This window comes from Pedobacter sp., from assembly GCF_965227205.1.
GTDB lineage: Bacteria > Bacteroidota > Bacteroidia > Sphingobacteriales > Sphingobacteriaceae > Pedobacter.
In genome coordinates this window covers 2,357,588-2,382,848 of record NZ_OZ245727.1, presented here as the reverse complement: position 1 = coordinate 2,382,848, position 25,261 = coordinate 2,357,588, and the positions used below count along the sequence as shown (strand labels likewise).

The window sequence follows — 25,261 nt, the reverse complement described above, 5'->3', positions numbered from 1 at the left end:
TAGTTTTTATACTTAAAAAATGTTAATAAATACTAATTTATTTAGTAATTATAATTATATTTGAACTTTGAAAACGATATAAAATCTTTTTTATGATTGAGCTCGAGTATTTTTTTGACGGCAAAAGTGGCTTAGTGGAAGTTTACCAGCTGATACGCTTTGCAGCAGAGGAACCCTGGAAGATTGTACTTGATGGAGAATTGCTGGGTAGCCTGGAAAATCTGCATGGCACCTGGAGGCAACTGAGTGGCGAGCAACTAAGCTCAGAGCTTTTCGATGGTATAACCAGCCATATAAACGATCAGTATTTCAACAGCCTGCCTCAGGCAATTTGCTCAAGATGGCCAAATCTGGTTGAGAAAGTAGTATTAAAATCAGATACAACTTATATGGTCATTTGCAAAACAGGGATTAGCTTTAAAGATTTCGAACGTATATTTACAAGGTTCGTACCATATCTGCTTAAAGAGGAGTGGAGTATAGAATTCCAGGTCTTTAACCATGATTTTTCAGATGACTTCTCTTTAAAAGCCAAACCGCTTATCTATAAGAACGAAACATTTGGTTGGGAAAAGGTTAACAGGTGAAGCTAACATCTCAAACAGCCGCGAATTTCATTCAACTGAAATCATACGAACTTATTTGCGTTTTGAACGTTTTAAAATAGTTTAACATTAAACAGTCTCTATTGATTAATGTGAAAGCAGTTGTTGCAATAATATGTATTGCTAATTATCCTAAAATGCTTTAAATGAAAAAACGTGGACTTGTTTGGTTTAAAAATGATTTGAGACTGCTGGATAATGAGGCTTTATCAAAGGCATATAAAGAATGTGATGATTTGATTTTTTGTTACTGTTATGAAAAAGAATGGTACAGGAGGGGAGAACTCGGATTCCAGAATATTGATGCCGTCCGTTTTAAATTTTTACAGCAGTCCATTCTTAATCTGAAGAACAATTTAGAAGAAATCGGAGGGCATCTGATTATTGGAGCAATTTCGGCCGTCGATACTTTGCCAGCATTAATTGCAGAATATGGTGTTACGGATGTATACGCAGAAGAAGAGTATGCAAGTTATGAAGTAAGTCTGGTAAATAAAGTGATTGATGCCTCAGCTGATGCAAAATTTCACTTCTTTTGGGGCAAAACACTTTACCACAAAGACGATATACCATTTAAGATTTCTAAAATTCCGCTCACCAGTAAGGCTTACAGAATTCCAGCCGGCCGTGAGGCCGAACCTCGGGAAATCCTTGATAAACCTATTAAATTAAAATCCGCTTTAGGTGCAAAGTCATCCAAAAACCCCTCTTATCGGAATTTTGGTTTTACCAAACAGGAGTATGAAAGTTGCCATCCCTTAGTTAAAGGAGGGGAGGCGGAGGCTTTGGAAAGACTGGAATACTATACTTTTAAATCTGAACTTTTAACAGGTTACAGATGGAGCAGAAATCAATCTGATGGATTAGATTATAGTTCTAAATTCTCACCATACCTGGCATTGGGCTGTATTTCAGCCCGGGCAATATATGATCAGGTTAAGGCTTATGAAGCCAAAATCAAGAAAAATCAAAGTACATTGTGGCTGGTATTCGAATTGGTTTGGAGAGACTATTTCACTTTTAAAGCCATGCGCTTCGGGAACCTGATTTTTCGCAGTGTAGGATATAAAAATAAAAAGATCGACTGGGAAAACAACCCTGAAAAATTTAAAAGATGGTGTCAGGGTACAACCGGAATCCCATTTGTTGATGCGCACATGCGTCAGCTGAACCAAACTGGATACATGAGCAATCGCGGCAGGGTTAATTGTGCTAGCTATCTGGTTCACGACTTAAAAATTGACTGGACCTGGGGTGCTTCTTATTTCGAATCGAAATTGATTGATTATGATGTAAGTTCTAACTGGATGAACTGGCATATGCAGGCATTTGAGATTTGGTATACAAACCCGGTTCATCAATCCAATAAATATAAAGCGCAAGACTTTATACGAAAATGGATTCCTGAACTCTCTGATCTTAGTAACAGAGAAGTTCTTATTCCCTGGGAATTTAAGGTGGCTAAATATCCAGACCCCATAGAGGTATACAAAAAATGGAGCAGGGCAATTAGTCTTATAAAGACAAATACTGTTTGACAGGAATTATTTTTTTTAAGCGACTATATTGTCCTTCAGCAGTAGTAGCTGATGTAAAGCTAACAATGTTAATTCAATAAAGCCATATACATTCATGGCCATTATTTTCAACATACTGGTAAAATTCTTATGATTAACGGAATAGTATTAGTCTAAGTTTCTGTTAACAATTTATATTTGCTTTAAAATCTAATTTTATGAATGCCAGAGAAATACTTAAATCTCACATGAGCAAGAATGTTGACATTTCAGACGATAAATTTGAGTACTTTTTTTCCTTGTTCAAGCTTCAGCATTTTAAAAAGAAAGATAGCGTCGTGGCATTCGGCGAAATGGTTGATAAGGAATATTTTGTGCTAGATGGTTGTCTTAAAACTTTTTATGTAAACGACAACCTGAAAATGCATATTTTACAATTTGCCACTGCAACCTGGTGGGCATCGGATTATAGTGCTCTGTATAATAATGTTAGGGCAAGCGTGAGTGTGGACTGTGTAGCTGATGCCACTACTCTTTACATCAGCAGCGAGGATAGAGAAAGAGCATGCCGAGAAATTCACGAAGTTGAAACTTTTCTCCGCCTGCGCGCTAATAAGGGATATATCGGTTTGCAAAAAAGAATACTATCGTTATTAAATAACGATGCCAGAAGCAGGTATGAGGAGTTAATCAAACAGCATCCTGATTTATATAATATGGTGCCTAAGCGTCTTATCGCTTCCTACTTAGGCGTATCTAGAGAAACCTTAAGCAGACTGTACCAAACTTAAATTGTGATATAGGTCAAAAAAACTGCTGGCCAAAAAATGTGATCTACCTCACCCATTTGCCGATAATTTTTATCACAATTTTGAATCATCAATTGAGATAAAAATAATTATTGTCACATGAAAACACAAAATCTTAAAGTACTATTTGTACTTACTTCACATGATCAGCTTGGTGATACAGGATTGAAAACTGGTTTCTGGTCTGAAGAACTCGCCGCACCATATTATGCGCTCATAGATAATGGTATCGAGGTCACACTTTCTTCACCACTTGGAGGTCGACCACCGCTCGATCCAAAAAGCCAGCTTCCGGATTTTCAGACCGCGCAAACAAAACGTTTTGATGCAGATGAAACGCTACAGGAAAAGTTATCCAACACTAAAAAATTAAGTGAAATCGATGAAAAGGATTATGATGCCATCTTTTATCCCGGAGGTCACGGACCTTTATGGGATTTGGCAAATGATAAAAACTCTATTTCACTGATAGAGAAATTTTACAGAAATGGCAAACCCGTAGCAGCAGTTTGTCACGCACCTGGAGTGTTCAAAGAGGTGAAAAATGAAGATGGATCACCTTTGGTTAATGGGAAAAGGGTTACTGGATTTGCCAACACGGAAGAGGATGCGGTAGGTTTGACAGATATCGTACCTTTTCTAGTGGAAGATGAGCTAAAAAAAATGGGAGGAATATATAGCAAAGCAGGAGATTGGCAAAGTTACGTTTTACAGGAAGGCAATTTAATAACCGGGCAAAACCCAGGCTCCTCATCCGAGACTGCCCACAAACTAATTGAACTGCTTAAAACAAAAAATTAAATTGTAACGTTACATTGTTGAAATTAGATTCAGCCTTACCAGCGATTAACGTAAGCAAGACATTGGCTCTGTGAAGTAATCGTGAGCAAACATATTGTTTATTCTGCTAAGCCTGTAGTGAGAATTTACTTCAAAAGAGGTTGTGCTGTCATGATGATGGAAAGTCATATCAGACCAACCTCTTAGAATTAGATATGTCTTTGCCTGCATATTCCGATCAAAGTTTACCATCCATTTCGGTCCAAACTGGTCAAAGATTTCCTGACAGGGTTTTCCCACTAGTGTCTCTGCCCCACTCAACAGCTAAGAGGTCGGCAGCTCATCTTTTATCCTTAAACGCTGCATCCATCCGTTCTGATATGGGGCTGGTTTCTGATTGAATTTCAACTTTGTTCTGTGACTAAATTAGAATAGTTCTGGTTTTTGCAAATAAGCTGCTTTATTTGTCCTGAAAAAAGGCTTATTGATCTGATGGTTTTCCAGGAATGCGATTTCATCTTGGATGTGCTTATTTGAGTTTTTCAGGTCGTGTTTTGTTGGAGCGGCGGAGTAAGAATTTTCAGCCGGTGGCTGAAAAAGACCAGTTTATTCAGGGAAAGCTTGTCACTTTTGCTGGAATGTCTAATCCAGAAGAAAAGTACTAAAATAAAATTGTTCATTTGTTAGAAATACCTGTATTCAATCTTCGATTACTCTTTTCTCGGATTGAGCTCTTGATATTGTTTCTCAAAATGTCAAGTTTTTCGGTTCAAAGTTTCCAGGTAAAGGTAGTTTTTTAATGAAATTATTTTGACTGAGTTTTGTGTTATTTTATAAATCCTTTAACTTTCAAATCATCAACTATCGGCTCAATAAGCATTAAAAAGGCCTTTAGGTATTGAAAATACTCCCGCTGGTCGGTACGGATTAAAGCCTTAGAGAAATCTAAGGCTTTTTTGTTTTAAACTATAAACAATTCTTCTGTAGTTATTTGAGGAATACTGTTTCTCAATTGTTTAAAACCACAGTTCGAAATGGTATTGTAATTTTAATTGCAAATCTTGTTTTTTAATTGTATTTATTCAATAAGGCGTATTAATATCCATACAACTGTGCCCAAAGTATTTTGTCGCATCATCGAAAGGAAAAGCTTGTTACCCATTTAGATTTATACAAAATTATCCGTTATAGTCTCTTGGAAAAAAAACTAGGCTATTTGCAGTTTTATTTCGGTCTGGAGACCTGGGTTTTTAAAGAGATTTAAGTGCGCCGTTGGAACACTTAAACCAAAGGACGTGAATTTTTCCAAATAAATGCGTTTTTAGAATAAACATTTGTCTTAAAAAAAGGTTTGATAATGGCATTTTTTTAGAAATTATGAATTGATGCTAACATTTGAACTTCAGATAATTCGAAAATAATGTCCATTGCTTCTCATGTTCATATCTCTGGCAAAGGAGATGATGCGGCACTAGTTGATGCTGTTTGTTGGGTTGGGTAAATATTGGTAGGTTCATAGAAAAAATAATTGAAGTCAAACGAACTTATTAGCGTTTAAAATGTTTTTAAATAGTTTGGTAAAACAGCCTCCAGTTTTTATATGTGTAATCAATTCCAGAAACATTTTATCATTACCTTAAAAAGCTTTAGATGAAAAAACGGGGATTGGTGTGGTTTAAGAATGATTTGAGACTGTTGGATAATGAGGCATTATCTAAGGCACATGAAGAATGTGATGATTTAATTTTTTGTTACTGTTATGAAAAGGAATGGTATAAACAACTTGAACTTGGATTCCCAAATATTGATGCCGTCCGTTTTAGATTTTTACAGCAGTCTCTTCTTGATTTGAAGAAAAGCCTTGAAAAAATTGGTGGGCATTTGATTATTGGAGTAATTTCTGCCATGGAAACCATACCAACCTTAATTAAGAAATACAGAATTACGGATGTTTACGTGGAAGAAGAATACGCCAGCTATGAAATAAGTCTGGTAAATAAAGTGATTGATGCATCTGCTGATGCAAAATTTCATTTCTTTTGGGGCAAAACACTTTACCACAAAGATGATATACCATTTAAGATTTCTAAAATTCCACTCACCAGTAAGGCTTACAGAATTCCAGCCGGACGTGAGGCCGAACCTCGGGAAATCTTTAATAAACCTATTAAATTAAAATCAGCTTTAGGTGCCAAATCATCCAAAAACCCCTCTTATGGTAATTTTGGTTTTACCAAAAAGGAGTATGAAAGCTGTGATCCTTTAGTTAAAGGCGGTGAAACTGATGCTTTGGACAGGCTGGAATATTATACCTTTAAATCAGAACTTTTAACAGGGTATAGATGGAGCAGAAATCAATCTGATGGATTAGATTATAGTTCTAAATTCTCTCCTTACCTTGCATTGGGCTGTATTTCTGCCCGTGTAATATATGAAAGGGTTAAAGATTATGAAGCCAAAATCAAGAAAAATCAAAGTACCTGGTGGCTGGTCTTCGAATTGGTTTGGAGAGACTATTTCACTTTTAAAGCCATGCGCTTTGGCAACTCGATTTTTCGTAGTGAAGGATATAAAAATAAAAAACCTGACTGGGAAAACAACCCTGAAAAATTTAAAAGATGGTGTCAGGGTACAACCGGAATCCCATTTGTTGATGCGCACATGCGTCAACTGAACCAAACTGGATACATGAGCAATCGCGGCAGGGTTAATTGTGCTAGCTATCTGGTTCACGACTTAAAAATTGATTGGACTTGGGGTGCTTCTTATTTCGAATCTAAGTTGATCGATTACGATGTGAGTTCTAACTGGATGAATTGGCATATGCAGGCATTTGAAATCTGGTATACTAATCCGATTCATCAATCTAACAAATATAAAGCGCAAAATTTTATCCGAAAATGGATTCCCGAACTTTCGGATCTTGGAAATACGGAAGTACTTATTCCGTGGGAATTTAACCTTAAAAAATATCCTAAAGCAATTGAGGTTTACCAGAAATGGAACAGGGCGATTGGTCTGATAAAAAGAAAGGATGTTTAACAATTAAATCCGAAATATAACTTTAGGATAAAATAAGCAGTTTTCGGAATTCAAAGGCAATTTGTAAAAGCTCTTTATAGTATATTATTAATAAGATCCTGTCAACAAATCTTTGACAAGTTTAATTCGAAATGCGTGGTGCACTATCAGCAGAACATGCAGGCCTGGTTATCATTTTTTCCTGATACTAGCCATAAACATCCAATCCATACTAAAATAGTTGTTGAGATGCCAAGCTCAGGCTCGGCTAATGAAAAAGAAGATAAAAGCGCTATGGTAGAAATTGCTGCGGCAAATAAGTATGGGATGATTTTTTTCATTTCAGGTAGATTATAAACTCAGCAGTTCAAAAATCCAACCAAAATACGACTGTATTTGATTAAATAATTTAATGTTAGAAATGTCTGACATTTCTACTAAAAAAGTCAGATTTAATTAAGATTTTAGGTTCTATTGTTACCAGTTTTGTCGCTTTGATTTAGGTTTTAAAATGTCGGCAGTTAAAAGCTGAAGTTTAAAAAGCGTCAGTTTTGCAGGTACCGTGTTTTAAATAAAATACAACCTTAAGACTATTCTCTTTTGCTAAACTACCTACAGGTCTTTTGATAGACAAGGTTATATTCAATTAATTTGAATAAATTAGCATAAATAGATAAATTGCCCGTTATCCATGGAAACATAATGCCAATGTCGAAATTCATTTCAGTTTTCACCCTATCTTGTATTTTGTTTCTTTTCTCTTGTTCTAAATCAGGTGTTACTGAACCTTCTGCTGAACAAAACCCAACTGTCAAGCCTGAATCAGGAAATGTTGGAAAGAAAGGTGTAGCATTCAATACTCAAAATACTAACGGAATCTGGTACAATAATGCATTCAATTTAAAAAGCCATTGGTTATATACATGGGGAGCAACTTTACCCTTCGAGCAAAAACCGCAGAACACAGAATTTGTACCTATGTTTTGGGGAAAGGGAACTGTAACTGATGCAAACATTAACTATCTGAAAGATTTAAAAGCGCAAGGTAAGGCTAAGTTTATATTGGGCTTTAACGAGCCGGATTTGAGCGACCAGGCCAATATGACCGTTCAGGAAGCTTTAGCACTTTGGCCTAAACTAGAAGCAATTGGCTTGCCGCTTGGAAGCCCGGCAACTTCGTGGCCAACAAGCCGGTGGCTGTACGAATTTATGGATCAGGCTATTGCCCAAAACCGACGTGTGGATTTTATAGCCGTTCATATGTATGTTGGTACCGATGATAATCACTTTGTGCAGGTACTGCAGGATTTATATAATAAGTACCACAAACCAATATGGATAACAGAATTTGCTACAGTTGCCAATGATGCAAAAACGATGGCAGAGAACCCATACACCCCGGTAATAGTACAGGGTTTTATGCAACGTTTGCTACCTAAACTAGAGAATTTAAGTTTTGTGCAGCGTTACAGCTGGTTCTCGGGGTCACCAACCAGTAGTAGATTATGGTCTTCTTCTTTAGTTAATGCAAATGGAAGTTTGACCGAACTAGGTAAATGGTACGCAGATTATCAGCCTAATCAGACTATTGGCAAACCTTAGGATTTGTGATACCACAATCCAACATAATTAATTAAAGCTTGCCCGGAATTCCATCGGAGAAATACTGGTTTTGCTTTTAAATAATTTGCTGAAGCTTTGCGAATGCTCAAAGCCCAATTCATAAGCAATTTCGGCTACTGTTAGCTTGGTCATGGTGAGGCGCTCTTTTGCTTTACTAATCAGTTTTTCATGAATGTACTGCTGTGCATTTTGACCAATTAGTGAACGAAGCATATCGCTTAGATATCCTGGTGAAAGATTTAACTGTTCGGAAAGGAACTGCACCGATGGAATTCCCTTATGCAGCGTATGTTGGTTGTTAAAATATTCATCTAAAATAGCCTCTGTCTTTTGCAGAATATCATTATTTACAACTTTTCGGGTAATGAACTGCCGCTTATAAAAACGGTTAACATAACTCAAAAGCAAATCTATCTGAGCGATCATCACCTGCTGAGTAAATTCATCAACCCGGCTACTTAGTTCCTGTTCCATGAATTTGTAGATTGAAAGTACACTATCTTTTTCAAGGTCTGACAGGTGCAATGCTTCATTAGCTGAGTAGGCAAAATGACCATATTGCTTAATCTTATTTGCCAGTGGATGACCCAATAAAAAATCCGGATGAATAAGCAGAATGTAGCAATAGGTTTTGCTATTATAATCTGTACTTCCTACCAGTTGATTGGGCGCCAGAAAAAGCATACTTCCTGCACTATAATCATAATAGTCTCTTCCATACTTCAGTCTTCCGTTATTGTGGGTAATGAAAGTAATCTTGTAAAAACTAAGCACATCATATATTGGTGCCATACTGGTATTGAAAGGGTTTTCCTCATTAAAATGAACCAGGCTTATTAAAGGATGTTGGGGTTTTGGAAGCCCAAAAGCTTTATGGCTTTCTGATATTGATATAAAACGTACCAGTTTATCGTCCTTTTTTTTCATCTTATAAAGATAATAAAACCTGCATCTGTTTTCAGACGCAGGTTTTTGTTTAGCAATGTTACCAAGGAACGATTTGATCTGCTCCGGAATAATCTGCCGGTCCGGTAAATATTCCATTAGGCAGGTTTTCTGATAGGGCTACTCTAATCGGTTCAGCGGAGCCTTCCTCAACAGTATCAGTTCCCTGAAAGTTGTTAAGTGCCGTTGCTGTAAATCCGGGGCTTACCATATTCACTTTAATGCTGCTACCCTCCAATTCGTTAGCCAGCGAAAGAAAAACACCATTAAGCGCTGTTTTAGATGCACCATAAACTGCATCAAATGCCGAACGGTAAGGGTTGTCCGGATTGGAATTCATTGTAAGCGAACCTAATGCACTTGATACCGTTACAATTCTGGCCGCAGGAGCTTTTCTTAAAAGACCCAAAAATGCTTGTGTTACAGCAAGGGTTCCAAATACATTAGTTTCCCAAACAGTTTTCATTTCATCAATTGGGGCAACACTCGCACGCTGCGCTCCTAGAACTTCTTCCATAGTACGACCGGGCTGTCCTGCATTTGAAATGGCAGCATTATTTACAAGCAAGCTTAAGTATCCTGCTTCCGATTCTATATGCTGAACTGCTGAACTTATTGAAGAACTATCGGTAATGTCTAGCTGAATGGTTTTGCTATTACCACCAATTTTATCAGCAGCAGCCTTTCCTTTTTCCAGATTCCTTGCACCGATGTAAACCGTGTATCCACCCTCGGCAAGTGCTTTCGCAATCTGGAAACCTACACCTGTATTTGCGCCTGTTACCAATGCAACTTTATTTGAATTTGTTTCCATAATTTTTTTATTGAAATTTTATGAAACAAAATTCTGCAAGAACAACCAGATGTTTGTAGTCAAATCCCGAAATTTTGTAGCCGAATCGAGGATATTAGTTTTTAAGCACTATAATTCTTTTATCCGGATGTTTTTAAAAGACACACCTTTATTCCAGTCTTGCAGGGCGATTTGACCACTGGTAAATTTTCCAAACTCTGGGAAGTTTTTAAAGCTTGTTGAGGCAATAGCTTCTTTCCATGCAGCAGTATTGAAATCCTGTTCCGCCGTTTGAACGCCATTTAAGAAAAACTGAATTTTGCCATTCTGCTGGCGGATAATAGAATGATTCCAGCTCCCTGCAGGAAAAGTTTCGGCATTATTTAGTTGTTTAGAAAATCCATAAAGACATCCTGAACGCTTCATTTCCTTTTCATAATCGTAGTGTGTTTTGTCCAAAAGTTGATATTCAGGTCCTGATGCCCATGCAGTTGGAATGTCTTTACGTTCTAATACGTTAATAAATACACCACTATTACCTTCTTTAGATATTTTCCATTCAAAACGCAACTCATAATTTTTAAATTTTGCATCTGTAACCAAATCACCATGTGCCGCATTGGTGCCTGGGATGCATCTAAGTTCGCCATTTTGAGCTTTCCATACAGATGGGATGTTTCCCTGATTATAGAGGTGCCATCCCTTAAGTGTTTTGCCATCAAAGAGTGGCTTGAAGCCCTCTTGAATTTCTTTTTCAGTTAATTTATTATTAATAGTAGTTTGAGAATAAGCAGTGCTAAAAGCTGCCAAATAGAAAAGTACAGTGGTAAGAAATGATTTAGGTTTCATAATTACTTATTTATTGTAGAAATATTCAGGGGTTTCTGATGGTATAATTGTAAATTATTTGGTTAAAATGACCGTAATGTATAGTCTTAATGTTGTTTGCTATCGCAAAAAATAACAAGCCTAAATATAAATATATGCAACAATCAATTGTGTATTATTAATGTCTAATTACTTTATCAGAAATGAAATCTCTTTGAGATAGAAAGTATTAAATCATCCTCCAAAATGCATTTTGGGATGGGTTAACGCCGCAGCGAAATCCCAAACTTTTTCTTAAATGCGTGAGAAAAGTGTGATAAGCGCTCAAAACCCAGCTCAAGGTAAATGGCTCAATTTATTTGTATTAATGGCTCAAATCTCTTTTGAGAATGGTATGGTGTATTTCTTAAACAAAGTTTGTATCTGGCGTTGAATATATTTTCTCAGTTTTTGGTGCAACAATTATGATAACTCTGCGTCTATAATTTAGGGCGTGAGAAACCCTATCCTGGTTATTGATTAATTATCCGGGGAAAATTGTATGTGCAGGCATGTTTATGCCTGCACTTTTTTAATTGATAACCATTTTTCCTTTGGAGGATAAAGTTAATCCTATCTTTCTAAAACTTAAGTTTGCAGTGTTTATCTATAAAATAGAACCAAATGTTCTACTAATTGCTTCGTCCTTGTTCTTCAACTGAACCTGCCGATCTTTTTCTAATCTTAACCTGGCCTTTACCAAAATTATAAGTAAAATTTACCCTGATGTTTCGGCTATCATATTTACTGTATACATTATAATCCACATTACCATATCGGGTTTCGCTTCGGGTAATACTTCCGTAGAAGATGTCATTAAGCGATAAACTCAAATTACCTTTTCCTTTCAATATGTTTTTTCCTGCTCCGAGATTCAGGAAAGAATATGGCAGATTTATCTGGTTGCCATAAGTTACTCTGGTTTGTCCGTATAGAAAGGCGCTAATCCACCAGTTTTTTTTGAGCGTAACCCTGTTATCTATTGAATAAGTAAAGGATTGCTGTTCAATAACAATTGCTTGGTTTTGGTATAGGAAATTGAACCTGCTATTTGATAAGCCAAATGAAACACCAAAATCCCAGCTTTTGAAAAATTTATCGTAGTACCCTGTATTTATTGAATAATTTTGATTTTCTGATAGGTTGGCCTTTGTATCAATTGTTACTTTGCTTTGGTCGTCAACACGGCTAAGGTCTGTTATTACGTCTTTTGCTTTCCGGTAGCTAAGCGACAGAGAATACTTTCCTTTGTAAGTATATCCAAGTCTTAAATTATCTATGTAAGAAGGCAATAGATATGGATTTCCTTGTAAAATGGAATAGGCACTTCTTACAATGCTAAATGGATTGAGGTAGCTATAGTTTGGTCTGCCAATTCTTTTGGAATAAGAAAACGATAATGAATGGCTTTTGGTTTTATAGCCCATCGCAAAATTTGGGAATAAACTTAAATAATTACGTTTAATTGTACTATCTGCTGTTGGCGAATAACTATCGGTAAAAGTTTGTTCAGCCCTTAGCCCTGGCTGAAACGTTAATTTACCAATTTCAAATTTCATATTGATATAAGCTGCGGCTATGGTTTCATTATAATTAAAATCATTACTTCCATTATCAAGAAGATTAGCGTCTTCATTTTTTCTTTGAGATATAAAAGTGTTGCTAATGTTTACATTGCTAACCTTAATTCCGGTTTCAAAAGTATTTTTGTTGATTTTTTGAGTAAAATCAGCTTTATAGCTTAATATTCTGGTGAGCGTATTACCATTTTGGAGCAAACTATATGGGGTCGAAATAGTTGTTCCTTGAAGGTTTAGCAAGTTAATCATCAATGTATTGTTATCTCTATAATGAAATAGTCCGCCATCGGCATCCATTGTGATTTCCTGTTGCTTTGCCGAATCGATAACGAATTTATAGTTTAGGTTGATGTTAAATCCGTTGCTTATTCGCTGACTGTTATTCACTGATTTTCTTGTGGAATCTCTAAGAGCCGATAAACCCGAAAATATATCGGTACTGGTTTGGCGAGATGGATCTGTTAAATTGTAATAGCCTGTAAGCAGAACTCCAAAAATATTGCTTTTGCTGAAGTAATGATCATAACCCAAGCGTATGTTCTGATTTGTATATGGACTGGTGTAAATAGCTGAATCGAGTAAGGATTGCCCAATTTCGGCTATGCGTGTACTCGTTTGAATTTCCTGGTATTGTTTTCCTTTACTTAAACCATAATTAAGGTATAGATAGTTATTTCGGCTTCGATAATTTAGCGATAATGCGCCGTTGTTTCCTGTAAGATACTTCCATCCATGACCAGCAGTAAGACTAAGATTACCATCTAAACCAGGGTTTGTACGTTTGAGGGTTTTGAAATTCAAAATTCCTCCTTCACCCTGGGCATCGTGCTTTGAAGACGGATTATAAAGTAGTTCTACCTTTGAAATATTTCGTGTAGTTGTTGCATTTAGCAAATTGATCAAATCTGTTCCAGTTAATCTAGTTGGCTTATCATCAATATTTACGGTGATGCCTTTTCCTTCAAATCTGATTTCGTTTCCGTTTAATATGGTTACACCCGGAATTTTACGCAATACATCTACAGCGTTAATCCCTGCCTTAATATCACCTTCAACATTAACAACAGTTCTATCAAACTGGAGTTCTACTAAAGGCTTCTCATGCTTAATCATTACTTCTGCCAGATTAAGTTCATCGGGTTTGAGTATAATCAAAGGCAACGGTTCTCCTTTCCAAATCAGTCGAAAGCTAATGTAGCCGAGGTGGCTAACCTGTAAGATTTCATTGGCTTTGATGGTAATGTTAAAAGTCCCGTTTTCTTTGGTTAAGCTTTTAATGTAAGGTTGGTCTTGCCCGGCCTTGAAAATGCTTACAGTTGCATTTGAAATAGGGTTTGATGCAAGGTTTACTACGGTTCCACTTATTTTATTATCCTGAGCACGGAGAGTTATGTTAATGAAAAGAAGGAGAAAAGAAAGTACGAGTGTTTTCATTGAAATCTTTTGAGAGGTTAGTTGATGGTATTTGAAATGTTGTAATTTTCAGAATGGTATAAGTGATTGTTTGCTGTTGTTCTAAGTACCTGAAGCTTTTTTAATTGACAAGAAAAGGATATAGATGTTGCACGATGCTATCAGAATCTTAAGGCTAAATAAAGATTTGTTTTAAGTATGTGTAGAAGTTTTTGTTTATTAGGATTTCCTTTATTGATGATTATTTCAGCTGAAAAGGATCTTTTAACCCTTTACTATCTTTGAAAAATAAATGAAACCTATATTGACACCGTCAGAGATTTTCGGAAACATCGACATCTATTTGTTTGACCAAATCCTAAAAGGAACTTACGCCAACTGTAATACAGTTCTAGATGCTGGCTGTGGAACTGGCCGAAACCTGCATTACTTTTTGGAAAATGGTTGCCAGGTTTTTGGGGTGGATAAAAGCCCTGAAGCAATTACTCATGTACAGGAGCTTGCCGCAAGGAGTTCAGAATCTAGTCAGCCGGAAAACTTTGTGGTTGCGACAGTTGAAAATATGCCATTTCCGGATGAAAAATTTGATTTGATTATCAGTAGTGCAGTATTACATTTTGCTCAAAATCTATCGCACTTTGAGTCGATGTTTTTTGAAATTTGGCGGGTATTAAAACCAGGTGGTTATGTTTTTTGTCGGCTGGCATCCGATATCGGAATTGAAACTTCCATAAGCTTTATCGGTAATGGGCGATACATTTTGCCAGATGGGTCAGAACGGTTTCTAGTCAATCAGGAAATGCTGCTAAGGCTGACCAAAAAGCTTGGTGGAGAACTTCACGAACCAATTAAGACAACTAACGTTCAGAATCTGCGCTGCATGACTACCTGGTGTTTGAAGAAAAATGATGATTAGTGCGTAGCAGATGTTAAAAGATTTTTATCATTAGCCTTTCTGTCTAATTTGGAATAAACCATTTTATTCATTTTGCTTAGTGACTGCCACAAAAGCAATGGGATTGTTTATTTTGCTCCTGCCTAAACCCCAGAACCATGGAAAAAATCAACCATTCTAGCTATAGCTACGTTATCTTGGATGATGATCTTGCAAGTGTTGAATTGCTGACACAACAATTAATGCAGTTGCCTCAAATGAGGCTGATCAGTCAATTTACCAATCCTATTGATGCAACACATGCTTTTAACAGTTACGAAACTGTCGATTTTTTATTTCTAGATATTGGCATGGAGGTCTCTGGAATTGATGTAGCCAGAATGCTTAAGAATAAGGCCAAATTTATTGTATTTGTAACCGGTTATAGTGAATTTGCACTCGAAGCATTTGAGTATGGCGATGCCTATTTGGTTAAGCCCGTGGATTTGAAAACCCTCAAAAGAGCTATTCTCTACCTATTAGATAAGAGTGCTAAGCAGGTGTTTGAAAATCAGCAGAATTTGGTAGATGAACGATAACATCGGTAGAGTAAGCAAATCTTATAAAAAGCCGATTAAAAAAACCAACTTCTAAACAATTCCTCATTCCAAACAAATGGCTCTTTATTTATGTTTTTGGCGATTGTGAAGGTTGTCTTACGTGTATTGATTATCTTTAAAAACTAAATAATAAATAAATATGAAAGCATTTTTGGGAACAGGTCTTTTGGGGGCAAATTTTGTGAAGGCTATGTGTGGCCGGGGTGAAAGTGTACAAGTTTGGAACAGGACCTCATCAAAAGCAAAAGCTTTGGAAGCTTATGGAGCAACAGCATTTGATGAAGCTGTGCAGGCAGTAACTGGTGCCGATATTGTTCACCTTACCTTAAAAGATGATTCAACTGTAGACGAAGTGCTGGAATCAGCTAGTGCAGGTTTTTCTTCAGGGCTAATCATTATTGATCATACCACTACATCGGCAGTTGGTGCTATCGAAAGAATAAAGCGCTGGAAAGATTGCGGTGTTGATTATTTGCATGCTCCTGTGTTTATGGGACCTCCAAATGCACTGGAGGCGACAGGGAATATGCTGGTTTCAGGCGACCAGGATTTGATTGCCAGGATTTCGCCGGAGTTAGAGAAGATGACAGGAAAGCTCATCAATCTTGGTACTGAAAATGGTAAAGCAGCGGGGATTAAACTTGTGGGAAATCTGTTTCTTATTTCGCTAACTGCCGGACTATCTGATGTGCTTGCACTTGCAAAAGGACTTAAAATTAATTCTGATGATGTGGCCGCTCTGTTTAGTTCCTGGAATCCAGGCGCTGGAGTGCCTGCCAGATTTGATAAAATCAGAACCGGAAATTTCGATAACCCATCCTGGGAACTTGACATGGCCCGAAAAGATGCCGGGTTAATGATGGATGCTGCCAAAGAAGAGAATGTTGCACTTACAGTTTTACCAGCTGTAATAGCGCAAATGGATAATTGGATAGCAAAGGGGCATGGGAACGATGACTGGACGGTAATCGCAAAAGATAATCTTTAAGCAATAGTTAAAACAATATTTTGTGGTAGAGGTTGCTTAAGCTTCGTATATTAATTACAGTTCAAACCAATCATTTGTTGATAGCCCAAAATTCAGACATCGATTTTTTCTGAATTTATCTTTATTATAGCTAGAGAAGATTCCTTTGGATTATTTCGTTAATCTCAGGTAATTTTTACCATATGGTAAACCGAATGACTGCGATAAACTCGAAATTTGACTTATGGATCCATTAATCAATTACATACTGCAATTCGGGAATTTAAACTTACAACAAACGGAATTTATTAAGAGTAAGGCAAGAATTCTCGAGCTTAAAAAGGAAGAGTATTTTTCTGAAGCGGGAAAAATTCCAAGGTATGTTGGTTTTAATATTGAGGGTGTAGTTCGTTTCTGTTATTATAACAATAAAGGAGAAGAAATTACTCATTCTTTTGTGGAGGAAAATAACTTTGTTTCAGACCAGCAAAAGTTTGATGCACAAATTGTTACTTCAGAATATATCCAGGCGGTTAGCCAATGTAAACTCATAGTTTTCTCCAAAAGAGACTGGGATGAAATTGGCAATACAATTGTCGGCTGGAAAGATATTGAGCATTTGATAATAAAAAATTGTCTGTTAAAAACTCTCGAAAGACGCAGCCCACTAGTATCAGAAGATGCTACTACCCGTTATCTTTCATTTAGTGAACATTTCCCTGGTCTTATCAATCGTGTTCCGCTTTCACAAGTAGCATCATATCTTGGGATAACTCAACAATCTCTAAGCAGAATAAGAAAAAATATCCGCTAAAATCACTTTTTACCAAATGGTAAATGCATTGGCCGCTTTAATTTCAACATTTGTTCCATTCATTTAAAACATAAAAAGATGAGCAAAAAAGTAATTTTAATTACAGGAACAAATAGTGGTTTTGGGTGGCTTACAGTTCAAAGTGTTGCTGCGCTGGGGCATAAAGTATATGCTACCATGAGAGATACCAAAGGTAGGAATGCTGAAAAAGCCAATGCCTTATCAGCGTTGGAAAATGTAACTGTTTTAGACGTTAACCTAACAGATGATGATAGCGTTAAGCAGGCTGTGGATAGCGTTATCGCTAAAGAGGGCACTGTGGATGTTTTAGTTAATAATGCTGGTTTTTCGCTAAACGGTGTAGCAGAAAGTTTCACAACTGCAGATGTGCAGAGCATATTTGACATAAATGTTTTTGCACCCTGGAGGTTTATTAAGCAAGTTTTACCTGCAATGCGTAAACAATCTGAAGGCCTTATCATTAATATAACCAGTGGCTTTGGTAGAGTATCTTTTCCTTTTGCAACTGTATACTCCGGCTCAAAGTTTGGATTGGAGGGCATAAGCGAGGGACTTCATTACGAACTTAAAAGACTGGGTATTGATGTTGCTATTCTTGAACCAGGTGCATTTCCTACAGAGATGAATCAAAAAACTAATTATGCATCAGACCAATCTGTATTTGAGGGCTATGATGCAATTGCTGATTTACCTAATAAAATGATTAATGCACTTGGTGCACTAATTCAAGCTCACAATCCAAATCCTCAGGATGTAGCAGATGCGATTGTTAGATTGATTGAAGCAGAAAATGGAACCAGACCATTAAGAACTGTTGTTGATCCGATAACAGGTGAATTTATCGAAGCTGCAAATAAGGCAGTTGCTGAGCATTTTGGAAAAGGGCTAACTACCTTTGGTATGGGAGAATTGTTAAATTAATATTAATAGTATATTCTGGTTATTAAAGAGAGAGCCTGTATCATAAATAACATGATCAGGCTCTTTTCTTTTGTTTTCTTTTTCCATTGATTATCAAATTTTTAGTTTTTTTTGGTCTTTTATTTGATTTAAATGTCTGATTTTCATATATTTAAGCAACAAAAGAAAGCTAAATATGTCAGGCAAAAAACCTGTTTTAAACCCTATGACCAAAACCAGCTCATGGCTTTTCCGCCAACCTTTGATGAGCTGATACCCGAAGGCCATACGGTTCGGATAGTAAACAAGGTCATCGATGCAATCAATGTTGAGCCGCTCCTGGAGTCTTATCATATCCGGGGCGCCTCCAACTATCATCCCATATTATTACTTAAAGTACTGGTTTACGGTTATGTTACCAATACCTATTCCAGCCGCAAACTCGCTGAAGCCTGCAGGGAACGTGTACCTTTCATGTGGCTGAGTTCGATGAGCAAACCTGATCACAATACCATAAACCGTTTTCGTGGTGTCAGGCTTAAACACGCCTTGAGAGCGGTATTCGAGGAAGTCGTAAAATACCTTGCCGATGAAGGCCTTCTTAGCATAGAAGAGGTTTATACCGATGGCACCAAGATTGAAGCGAGTGCCAATAAATACACTTTTGTCTGGAAGAAAGCCATTCAGACCAATAAATCAAAGATGCAAAAACAGCTTGCTGAAATCTGGGACTATGCGCAGAGTGTTGCAACCGTTGAAGACATCCTCCCTGAGCCGCCTACAGCAAAAACAGTTAGCAGCGAAAGCGTAAAAAAAGCTGTAGAGAAAATCAATGAAGTGCTTGGTGGTAAAGATAACATAGATAAAAAGATTAGGGGAAAAGTAAACTACGTTACCAAAAACTACCCTGTTGCTATTCATAAATACGAGGAACAGGAAGCCATCCTGGGTGAGCGCAACAGCTACAGCAAAACCGATACGGATGCCACCTTTATGCGCTTAAAGGAAGACCACATGCTTAACGGCCAGTTAAAGCCTGCCTATAATGTCCAGATATCCACCTCAAACCAGTTTATTGTAAACTATACCATTCACCCAAATCCAACTGACACCCTTACCTTAAAAACACATATTGAACAACATGAGAAAAGCTTTGGGAAAGCACCCGAAGTCCTTACCGCTGATGCAGGCTATGGTTCTCAGGAAAACTATGAACTACTTGAGAGAAAAGAAATAAAAGCTTATGTAAAATATAACATGTTCGATAAGGAACAGGATAAAAATTACGATAGCAAACGACCATTTTCGGTAAGCAACCTTTATTACAATGAACAGCAGGATGCTTATATCTGCCCGATGGGACAGCCGATGGAGTATAAAGGGGATGCCAAAAGGATTACAGCAAGTGGTTTTGAACAGACCCTGAGAAAATACGAGGCAAAAAACTGCATGCGCTGCCCAATTAATGGAGCCTGCCACAAGTCAGCAGGAAACAGAATTATCGAGGTAAACACAGGACTAAAAACGCTTAAACAAAAAGCATTTGAGATGCTTAACAGCGAGGAAGGGATAAGGCACCGTAAGAAACGGTGTTACGATGTCGAACCGGTCTTCGCGAATATCAAACAGAACCATCGGTTCCGCCGCTTCATGCTTCGTGGAAAGGAAAAAGTAGAAATAGAATGGGGTTTATTGGCAATTGCACAGAACTTAAGGAAAAAAGCAGCCTAAAAAGGCTGTTTTCATTTTTTAAACTCAGGTAGTTAACTTAAATCCCACTTCTAACGGTCAGCGTATGACCACCACCAAGAACATAAAAAAAAGAGGGTAATCATCTTTTTTAAAAATGATACACCCTCTTTTTATTTTGCTTTCCTCGAAACGTTTAAAAACATCTACACAGCTTTTACAGACATAATTGATTTGTCGAATTCTTCACTGGAAACTATCGATTTAGCCTTTATACGCATTTTATAAACGTATATTGTGTTTTCTGAATATTCCAATATTGTTGCAATAGCCTTAACATCATTAATTCCCAAACGAATCAATGCAAATATTCTCAAATCTATATTTAATACTTCTGGTGCTTTTGGCCAAATCTGGTCTTCCTGCTTAAGCAGTTCATTAAAAGCCTGTACAAAATTTGGGAAAATACTAATAAAAACCCTATCAAATGTGTTGAATAGGAGCGCTCTTTCTGTTTTAATGTCAATTGCGTTCAATGTTGGGAGCACCTCGCTATATCTTTTTGCGAGGACTTTCCGCTCAACGCTTCTTTTCAGACGGTCAAGCTTTAAAATGTAGCCTGACACCATCTCAAAGAAGTAACCGATATATTTTTCATTTACTGTAGCATATTCACGTAACTTATCATTAATGTGAACAAGTTGGGTATTAAAGGATTCAAGTTCAATGTTTTTTTGCTCAATAATACGCTCTTTGGCTCTTACTTTTTTTAGCTGAATAAAAATTATGAATGAAACCAGTAAAATCAAAATGGTAAGAGAAGAGATGGAGAGAAAATAAATCATCAGGCGATTTTTTTCCTTTTGAGCTACGATGTTAATCTGAGATGCAATTTCAGGATAAACGGACTCAATTTTCAACTTTCTGAGCTTATTTCCGTAAAATTCAGCATCTTCCCTCGAATGCTGAATAAAAGTGTACGCATCCTCTAAATGTCCGTGACTGAATAGGTCTTCTGCCAGGAGCAGTGTAGCCAGGGTTTCCCGAACCGAAGATCTGAGGTCAAAAATTGCAGACTCAACTAAAAGACTGACTCTAATATCATTTTGACTTTCGTCCTGATAGAATGCAGCAAGTCCTGTAAGTACTCTGGCACGCTGGTGTTCTGTTAAAGTATAATTTTTTAATAATTTCAAGAAATATACCGGCCTTTGATTGTGTTCTCCGGCTACTACCTGCCTGTTTCCTTTAGTAAATAACTCTTCAAAGGAATTTGGACTACATAAGGTAAGCGCCGAATCCAGGTATTTGATAGCCTGACGATTGTAAGTTTCTGTAAAATTTGAATTGCCATTGTAAATGGCCAGGTTGGAATAGGCACCAGATTTCAGGCAATAATAATCGTAACGGTAGTTTTTATTTAATAATGAAGGATTAATCTCTTTAAGTAAATCAAATGTTTCTTTAAACATGCCCGCGTGAAGCAGCAAGGATGAAATTTTAACCTTGCTTATACTAATCTTTTCTTTGTCCTGAATTGCAGAGCTTACTTCAAGTAATTTTACACCGTATCTGTATGCAGAATCAAACTGGTAGTATTCATATTCTTCAAAGAGTTTCAGGAGACTTTCGAAATTGCTCCCGTTTTTTGACGCAAGATTTGCCTTCATCTGTTGTATTTTCAGGAGTTTTGGTTTCTCATATTTTTCTTTATTTGAAATTTCGACTTTTAGAACATTCAGAAGGCTGTCACGCTGCGCTGATAAAGTGCCTGTGAATAATAAAATATACAAAAGAATAAGCAAAAAGAATTTCATGCCGGGCGATTTACGAATCAAAAATATATTTTTTATTACTATATCAGTGATTAATCTTCGCTCTCGAAGCTGCCATCTCAAATATTTAGGTTTATTTAAAAGCCAAGAGGTGTTTCCGAGCCCAAAGAATAGCAAATTTTAAGAAAATAAAAATCAATAAGGGCTCAAAACATCAAAATAGGTTTATATTTTTTAGACTACACCTTTTTGTAATTGGCTGAATGTAAGTTTTTTAAGTTTATAAAATCACATTTTTTATTATATTTTATATTGATTGCTTACCAATCATATATTTTACGGCTGCAGTGGTTATAATTTAGATAAAAATTGTGCAAGAATCATTTTGCATAGTTACAGCAAATTTTAACCAAGTATAAATCGTCCGACAAGCTGAACCTGTGAGGAAGATTAGTAAATCCTTTTACCTGTTTACTAAGTGCGGACTAAACCTTTATCTATGAGCCAGAACAAATCTCCCTGAACAGATTCTTCCAGTTTAATACGTGTTTAAATACGTGTAAAAGGATAGCTGACGTAGACCATAACATCAACCTCTACGGCAAGCCCCCAAACTAACCAATCAACTAACCAAACTATTTAGATTTTAACATATGTATAGGAATTTTATACAATTACTAGGCATTATCACGCTATTAATCTTTGTCCAAGCCATCCCGGCAAATGCCCAAACCAGGGTAATTAGTGGCACTATAACTGATTTGGCAGATGCAAGCCCACTCTCAGGGGTAACTGTTTTCAACAATACTAAATCTTCTACAACATCCTCTAATGCTGAGGGTAAATATACCTTGACCATACCAGCAGATTCAAAAAGCATCAGCTTTTCTTTTATTGGTTATACCACGAAAACAGTAACAATTGGAAGTTCCAATGTAATAAATGTTACTTTGAGTTCTTCTTCCAACAATCTTGATGATGTAGTGGTCGTAAGTGTTGGATATGGCACGCTGGATAAACGAGAAGTTTCCAGTGCGATTACTCACATTTCTTCAGAAGATTTACTTACCGTAGCTGCAAATAACCCTTTGATGTCTTTACAAGGGAAGGTTCCGGGATTAAACATCACGAATACCTCTGCTGCCGATCCCAATTCGAGCCCAAGTATACAGCTTCGTGGAGTTTCCTCCCGCAGTGCAGGCCTTGGTCCACTGTATGTTGTTAATGGTGTTCCAGGAGGTAATATAGATAACATCAACCAGAATGATATTGAAAGTATCGACGTATTAAAGGGTGGAGCAGCATCTGCAATTTACGGAACACGAGGTAGCAATGGGGTTATCATCATTACAACCAAAAAAGGAACATCACAAAGCCGTATGTTTTATGACGGTTATGCAAGCTTCGATTACCTGACCAATCGTTTGGAAAATTTAAGCGCAGATGAATTTATTGCCAACCGCGTAGCCAATAAACAAGGCCAGGATTATAAATCAAAAACCGACTGGTTAAAAGAAGTGACAAATTCTCCGGCCTTTGCCCAAAAACATACCGTTCAATTTTCAGGTGGCTCAGCCAAAACAAACTATTTCGCATCAGGCGACTACCGCGATGCGGATGGTATAGACTTACGTGCACATAAAAGGGAATATGGTGCAAGACTTAACATCAATCATGCTACCGACAATAATATGTTTGTTGCAACACTGACTGCCGCTCCAAGGTATATGACAACAAGCAATTCAGACCAAGGCAACTTTAATAACGCATTAACGTTAAATCCAACTTATGCAATCTTCAATCCAGCTGGAAAATACAATTATATCAATACCGGATTTTTTTCCAACAATCCGGTTGAGAATGCGAATGTGATTAAATCGGGTGCAGAGATAAAGCAACTGGATATTAATGGTTCCCTTAAAATGAATATCCTGTCGAATCTGAGCACAATGGTAACCATTTCAGAAATCAGCCGCTCGGCAAAGAATATGTACTTCAGCCCATCAACACTTTCATCTGTTGTACAGGCAAATAAAATAACCCAAACCAATTTCGCCTCTCAGGAACAACAGGAGAATGATCAGAAAAACATTGAATGGACAGGAAACTACTCGGAAGATTTTGGAAGAAATCACCTGAAAGTTTTAGGCGGATACTCTTACTCATTGTACAATTATAAGAGAGTTTATGCTCAGAATTATGATTTTCCATTTGATACTTATTTATGGAATAATCTTGGTTCTGGTTTGTACAACGGTGGCGCAGCGGGGCAGGGTCAGTCTGCAGTAGCTTCTACGCAGAATGGTTCTACGCTGATTTCGTTTTTTGGAAGAATGAACTATGATTTTGACAACAAGTATATCCTAACAGCGAGTTTGAGAAGAGAAGGTTCATCAAAATTCGGCGCAAATAATAAATGGGGAAATTTTCCGGCTGTATCTGCTGCCTGGAGATTATCTGAAGAGGCCTTTGTTAAAGGCGCACTTCCATGGGTAAATGAATTAAAAATCCGTGCAGATTATGGAATTACTGGTAATCAGGATTTCGGCAATTATCTTTCGCTGCTTTTGTATGGTGGCGCTGGTTATTTTCCATTCAATGGACAGTATTACCAGGTTTATGGTCCCTCATCAAATGTTAACCCTGATTTGAGCTGGGAGAAATCTTTGAATTTCAATGTTGGTTTAGATTTTTCAGTATTGAATAACCGCATCAGTGGCTCTCTTGACTATTACATTAGAACCAACAAGGATTTACTTGGTTCTTACACAGTTCCGGTACCACCAAATACACAATCTACAACCTTTACCAATGTGGGTACAATGAAAAATTACGGTATCGAATTATCATTGAGCGCCGAAGCAGTAAAGGGAGGTGATTTTAGTTACGATATAAATCTTGCTTTTGCCTACAACCGAAATAAATTTATTTCATTTTCAAATGAAATCTATAAAGGCGGAACTTTTCAGGACGTAGCAGGATTGCCGGCACCTGGTTCACCTGGAAATATTCAGCGTATCCAGGAAGGTCAAAGCATAGGACAGTTTTATACGCTTCGTTCAGCAGGCGTTAATGATGCCGGGGCACTATTAGTTTACAAGAAGGACGGTTCCATTGTTCAGGCCAATCAGGCTAATAATGACGACAAACAATTTGTTGGAAACGGTTTGCCTAAATTTATTGCTTCAATGGGTAATACCTTCAGGTATAAACGATTTGATTTAGGGATTTTCCTTCGTGGAACATTTGGATACAAAATATTTAATACCACGGCCTTTTACATCGGAACGCCTTCAAGCCAAAGCGATGCGAATGTTTTAAAATCTGCCTACGATACAGGTAGTAAGTATTCACTGCTAAAAAGTACGGCAACCACTTCAATCGCCTCAGATTACTTCCTTGAAAATGGTTCTTTCGTAAAAATCGACAATGTGTCTCTGGGCTACAAACAGCCACTTAACATCAAATATGTTAAGTCAGTTAGATTGTATGCTGCGGGAAGAAACCTGCACACCTTTACAAAGTACACAGGCGGTGATCCTGAATTGGTTCAGGTAAACGGGTTAACACCGGGTGTAAATACGTCGCTGAATTACTACCCATCTACACTTCAGCTAATTTTCGGATTACAGGCAACCTTTTAAAATT

At 37.1% G+C, this 25,261-nt stretch carries 19 protein-coding genes; 14 read left to right on the top strand and 5 right to left on the bottom strand.

Going from position 1 to position 25,261, the window contains the following annotated elements; genetic code table 11:
- The first annotated feature begins 92 nt into the window (after window positions 1-92).
- From ACO05K_RS09930 to ACO05K_RS09900, 7 genes are all read left to right on the top strand, one after another.
- Window positions 93-587 (top strand): hypothetical protein, encoded by a 495-nt coding sequence (locus ACO05K_RS09930; RefSeq protein ID WP_421944287.1) that lies wholly within the window; start codon window positions 93-95, stop codon window positions 585-587.
- Window positions 588-751: 164 nt separating this feature from the next.
- A complete protein-coding gene (locus tag ACO05K_RS09925; protein WP_421944286.1) occupies window positions 752-2,143 on the top strand; it encodes a DASH family cryptochrome in 1,392 nt (463 codons plus the stop codon).
- 197 nt (window positions 2,144-2,340) lie between these two features.
- Window positions 2,341-2,913 (top strand): Crp/Fnr family transcriptional regulator, encoded by a 573-nt coding sequence (locus tag ACO05K_RS09920; protein WP_421944285.1) that lies wholly within the window; start codon window positions 2,341-2,343, stop codon window positions 2,911-2,913.
- Between the two features lie 117 nt (window positions 2,914-3,030).
- On the top strand, window positions 3,031-3,732 hold the full coding sequence (locus tag ACO05K_RS09915) for a type 1 glutamine amidotransferase domain-containing protein (protein ID WP_421944284.1): 702 nt from the start codon (window positions 3,031-3,033) through the stop codon (window positions 3,730-3,732).
- A 1,629-nt stretch (window positions 3,733-5,361) separates the two neighbouring features.
- Window positions 5,362-6,753: a DASH family cryptochrome gene (locus tag ACO05K_RS09910; protein ID WP_421944283.1), complete on the top strand. Its 1,392-nt coding sequence runs from the start codon at window positions 5,362-5,364 to the stop codon at window positions 6,751-6,753.
- Window positions 6,754-6,909: 156 nt separating this feature from the next.
- Entirely contained in the window at window positions 6,910-7,089 is a 180-nt protein-coding gene (locus ACO05K_RS09905) for a hypothetical protein (protein WP_421944282.1), read from the top strand.
- Window positions 7,090-7,440: 351 nt separating this feature from the next.
- Window positions 7,441-8,334 carry a glycoside hydrolase family protein gene (locus tag ACO05K_RS09900; RefSeq protein WP_421944281.1) on the top strand — a complete coding sequence of 298 codons (894 nt, stop codon included), beginning with the start codon at window positions 7,441-7,443 and terminating at the stop codon, window positions 8,332-8,334.
- A 27-nt stretch (window positions 8,335-8,361) separates the two neighbouring features.
- Here the strand turns inward: ACO05K_RS09900 and ACO05K_RS09895 are convergent, their stop codons facing one another.
- The 4 genes from ACO05K_RS09895 to ACO05K_RS09880 all read right to left on the bottom strand — a co-directional run bounded on the left by ACO05K_RS09895 (window position 8,362) and on the right by ACO05K_RS09880 (window position 13,974).
- A complete protein-coding gene (locus tag ACO05K_RS09895) occupies window positions 8,362-9,282 on the bottom strand; it encodes a helix-turn-helix domain-containing protein (protein WP_421944280.1) in 921 nt (306 codons plus the stop codon).
- Window positions 9,283-9,340: 58 nt separating this feature from the next.
- Complete coding sequence (locus ACO05K_RS09890) at window positions 9,341-10,114, bottom strand: SDR family NAD(P)-dependent oxidoreductase (protein ID WP_421944279.1); 774 nt, start codon at window positions 10,112-10,114, stop codon at window positions 9,341-9,343.
- 108 nt (window positions 10,115-10,222) lie between these two features.
- A complete protein-coding gene (locus ACO05K_RS09885) occupies window positions 10,223-10,942 on the bottom strand; it encodes a 3-keto-disaccharide hydrolase (protein WP_421944278.1) in 720 nt (239 codons plus the stop codon).
- A gap of 650 nt (window positions 10,943-11,592) precedes the next feature.
- Window positions 11,593-13,974, bottom strand: a complete 2,382-nt coding sequence (locus tag ACO05K_RS09880) for an outer membrane beta-barrel protein (protein WP_421944277.1) — start codon at window positions 13,972-13,974, stop codon at window positions 11,593-11,595.
- 271 nt (window positions 13,975-14,245) lie between these two features.
- Between ACO05K_RS09880 and ACO05K_RS09875 the strand changes: the two genes are divergently transcribed.
- The 6 genes from ACO05K_RS09875 to ACO05K_RS09850 all read left to right on the top strand — a co-directional run bounded on the left by ACO05K_RS09875 (window position 14,246) and on the right by ACO05K_RS09850 (window position 19,880).
- Complete coding sequence (locus ACO05K_RS09875; RefSeq protein WP_421944276.1) at window positions 14,246-14,869, top strand: class I SAM-dependent methyltransferase; 624 nt, start codon at window positions 14,246-14,248, stop codon at window positions 14,867-14,869.
- A gap of 137 nt (window positions 14,870-15,006) precedes the next feature.
- Window positions 15,007-15,426: a LytR/AlgR family response regulator transcription factor gene (locus ACO05K_RS09870; RefSeq protein ID WP_421944275.1), complete on the top strand. Its 420-nt coding sequence runs from the start codon at window positions 15,007-15,009 to the stop codon at window positions 15,424-15,426.
- A 160-nt stretch (window positions 15,427-15,586) separates the two neighbouring features.
- A complete protein-coding gene (locus ACO05K_RS09865; protein ID WP_421944274.1) occupies window positions 15,587-16,435 on the top strand; it encodes an NAD(P)-dependent oxidoreductase in 849 nt (282 codons plus the stop codon).
- Between the two features lie 223 nt (window positions 16,436-16,658).
- Window positions 16,659-17,228, top strand: a complete 570-nt coding sequence (locus ACO05K_RS09860) for a Crp/Fnr family transcriptional regulator (protein ID WP_421944273.1) — start codon at window positions 16,659-16,661, stop codon at window positions 17,226-17,228.
- A gap of 78 nt (window positions 17,229-17,306) precedes the next feature.
- The gene (locus ACO05K_RS09855) at window positions 17,307-18,170 is read left to right on the top strand and encodes an SDR family oxidoreductase (RefSeq protein ID WP_421944272.1); all 864 of its coding nucleotides are present in this window, start codon (window positions 17,307-17,309) and stop codon (window positions 18,168-18,170) included.
- Between the two features lie 132 nt (window positions 18,171-18,302).
- Complete coding sequence (locus tag ACO05K_RS09850) at window positions 18,303-19,880, top strand: IS1182 family transposase (RefSeq protein WP_421944271.1); 1,578 nt, start codon at window positions 18,303-18,305, stop codon at window positions 19,878-19,880.
- A gap of 164 nt (window positions 19,881-20,044) precedes the next feature.
- Here the strand turns inward: ACO05K_RS09850 and ACO05K_RS09845 are convergent, their stop codons facing one another.
- On the bottom strand, window positions 20,045-21,655 hold the full coding sequence (locus ACO05K_RS09845; RefSeq protein WP_421944270.1) for a DUF6377 domain-containing protein: 1,611 nt from the start codon (window positions 21,653-21,655) through the stop codon (window positions 20,045-20,047).
- A gap of 611 nt (window positions 21,656-22,266) precedes the next feature.
- On the opposite strand from ACO05K_RS09845, the gene ACO05K_RS09840 reads away from it, so the two are divergent.
- Window positions 22,267-25,257, top strand: coding sequence for a SusC/RagA family TonB-linked outer membrane protein (locus tag ACO05K_RS09840; protein WP_421944269.1), 2,991 nt, complete (start codon window positions 22,267-22,269; stop codon window positions 25,255-25,257).
- Window positions 25,258-25,261 lie beyond the last annotated feature (4 nt).

What these genes read in the sequence shown, in the direction of transcription:
- ACO05K_RS09930 (WP_421944287.1), top strand. Translation starts at nt 93, where the DNA reads ATGATTGAGCTCGAGTATTTTTTTGACGGCAAAAGTGGCTTAGTGGAA.
- ACO05K_RS09925 (WP_421944286.1), top strand. Translation starts at nt 752, where the DNA reads ATGAAAAAACGTGGACTTGTTTGGTTTAAAAATGATTTGAGACTGCTG.
- ACO05K_RS09920 (WP_421944285.1), top strand. Translation starts at nt 2,341, where the DNA reads ATGAATGCCAGAGAAATACTTAAATCTCACATGAGCAAGAATGTTGAC.
- ACO05K_RS09915 (WP_421944284.1), top strand. Translation starts at nt 3,031, where the DNA reads ATGAAAACACAAAATCTTAAAGTACTATTTGTACTTACTTCACATGAT.
- ACO05K_RS09910 (WP_421944283.1), top strand. Translation starts at nt 5,362, where the DNA reads ATGAAAAAACGGGGATTGGTGTGGTTTAAGAATGATTTGAGACTGTTG.
- ACO05K_RS09905 (WP_421944282.1), top strand. Translation starts at nt 6,910, where the DNA reads ATGCAGGCCTGGTTATCATTTTTTCCTGATACTAGCCATAAACATCCA.
- ACO05K_RS09900 (WP_421944281.1), top strand. Translation starts at nt 7,441, where the DNA reads ATGTCGAAATTCATTTCAGTTTTCACCCTATCTTGTATTTTGTTTCTT.
- ACO05K_RS09895 (WP_421944280.1), bottom strand. Translation starts at nt 9,282, where the DNA reads ATGAAAAAAAAGGACGATAAACTGGTACGTTTTATATCAATATCAGAA.
- ACO05K_RS09890 (WP_421944279.1), bottom strand. Translation starts at nt 10,114, where the DNA reads ATGGAAACAAATTCAAATAAAGTTGCATTGGTAACAGGCGCAAATACA.
- ACO05K_RS09885 (WP_421944278.1), bottom strand. Translation starts at nt 10,942, where the DNA reads ATGAAACCTAAATCATTTCTTACCACTGTACTTTTCTATTTGGCAGCT.
- ACO05K_RS09880 (WP_421944277.1), bottom strand. Translation starts at nt 13,974, where the DNA reads ATGAAAACACTCGTACTTTCTTTTCTCCTTCTTTTCATTAACATAACT.
- ACO05K_RS09875 (WP_421944276.1), top strand. Translation starts at nt 14,246, where the DNA reads ATGAAACCTATATTGACACCGTCAGAGATTTTCGGAAACATCGACATC.
- ACO05K_RS09870 (WP_421944275.1), top strand. Translation starts at nt 15,007, where the DNA reads ATGGAAAAAATCAACCATTCTAGCTATAGCTACGTTATCTTGGATGAT.
- ACO05K_RS09865 (WP_421944274.1), top strand. Translation starts at nt 15,587, where the DNA reads ATGAAAGCATTTTTGGGAACAGGTCTTTTGGGGGCAAATTTTGTGAAG.
- ACO05K_RS09860 (WP_421944273.1), top strand. Translation starts at nt 16,659, where the DNA reads ATGGATCCATTAATCAATTACATACTGCAATTCGGGAATTTAAACTTA.
- ACO05K_RS09855 (WP_421944272.1), top strand. Translation starts at nt 17,307, where the DNA reads ATGAGCAAAAAAGTAATTTTAATTACAGGAACAAATAGTGGTTTTGGG.
- ACO05K_RS09850 (WP_421944271.1), top strand. Translation starts at nt 18,303, where the DNA reads ATGTCTGATTTTCATATATTTAAGCAACAAAAGAAAGCTAAATATGTC.
- ACO05K_RS09845 (WP_421944270.1), bottom strand. Translation starts at nt 21,655, where the DNA reads ATGAAATTCTTTTTGCTTATTCTTTTGTATATTTTATTATTCACAGGC.
- ACO05K_RS09840 (WP_421944269.1), top strand. Translation starts at nt 22,267, where the DNA reads ATGTATAGGAATTTTATACAATTACTAGGCATTATCACGCTATTAATC.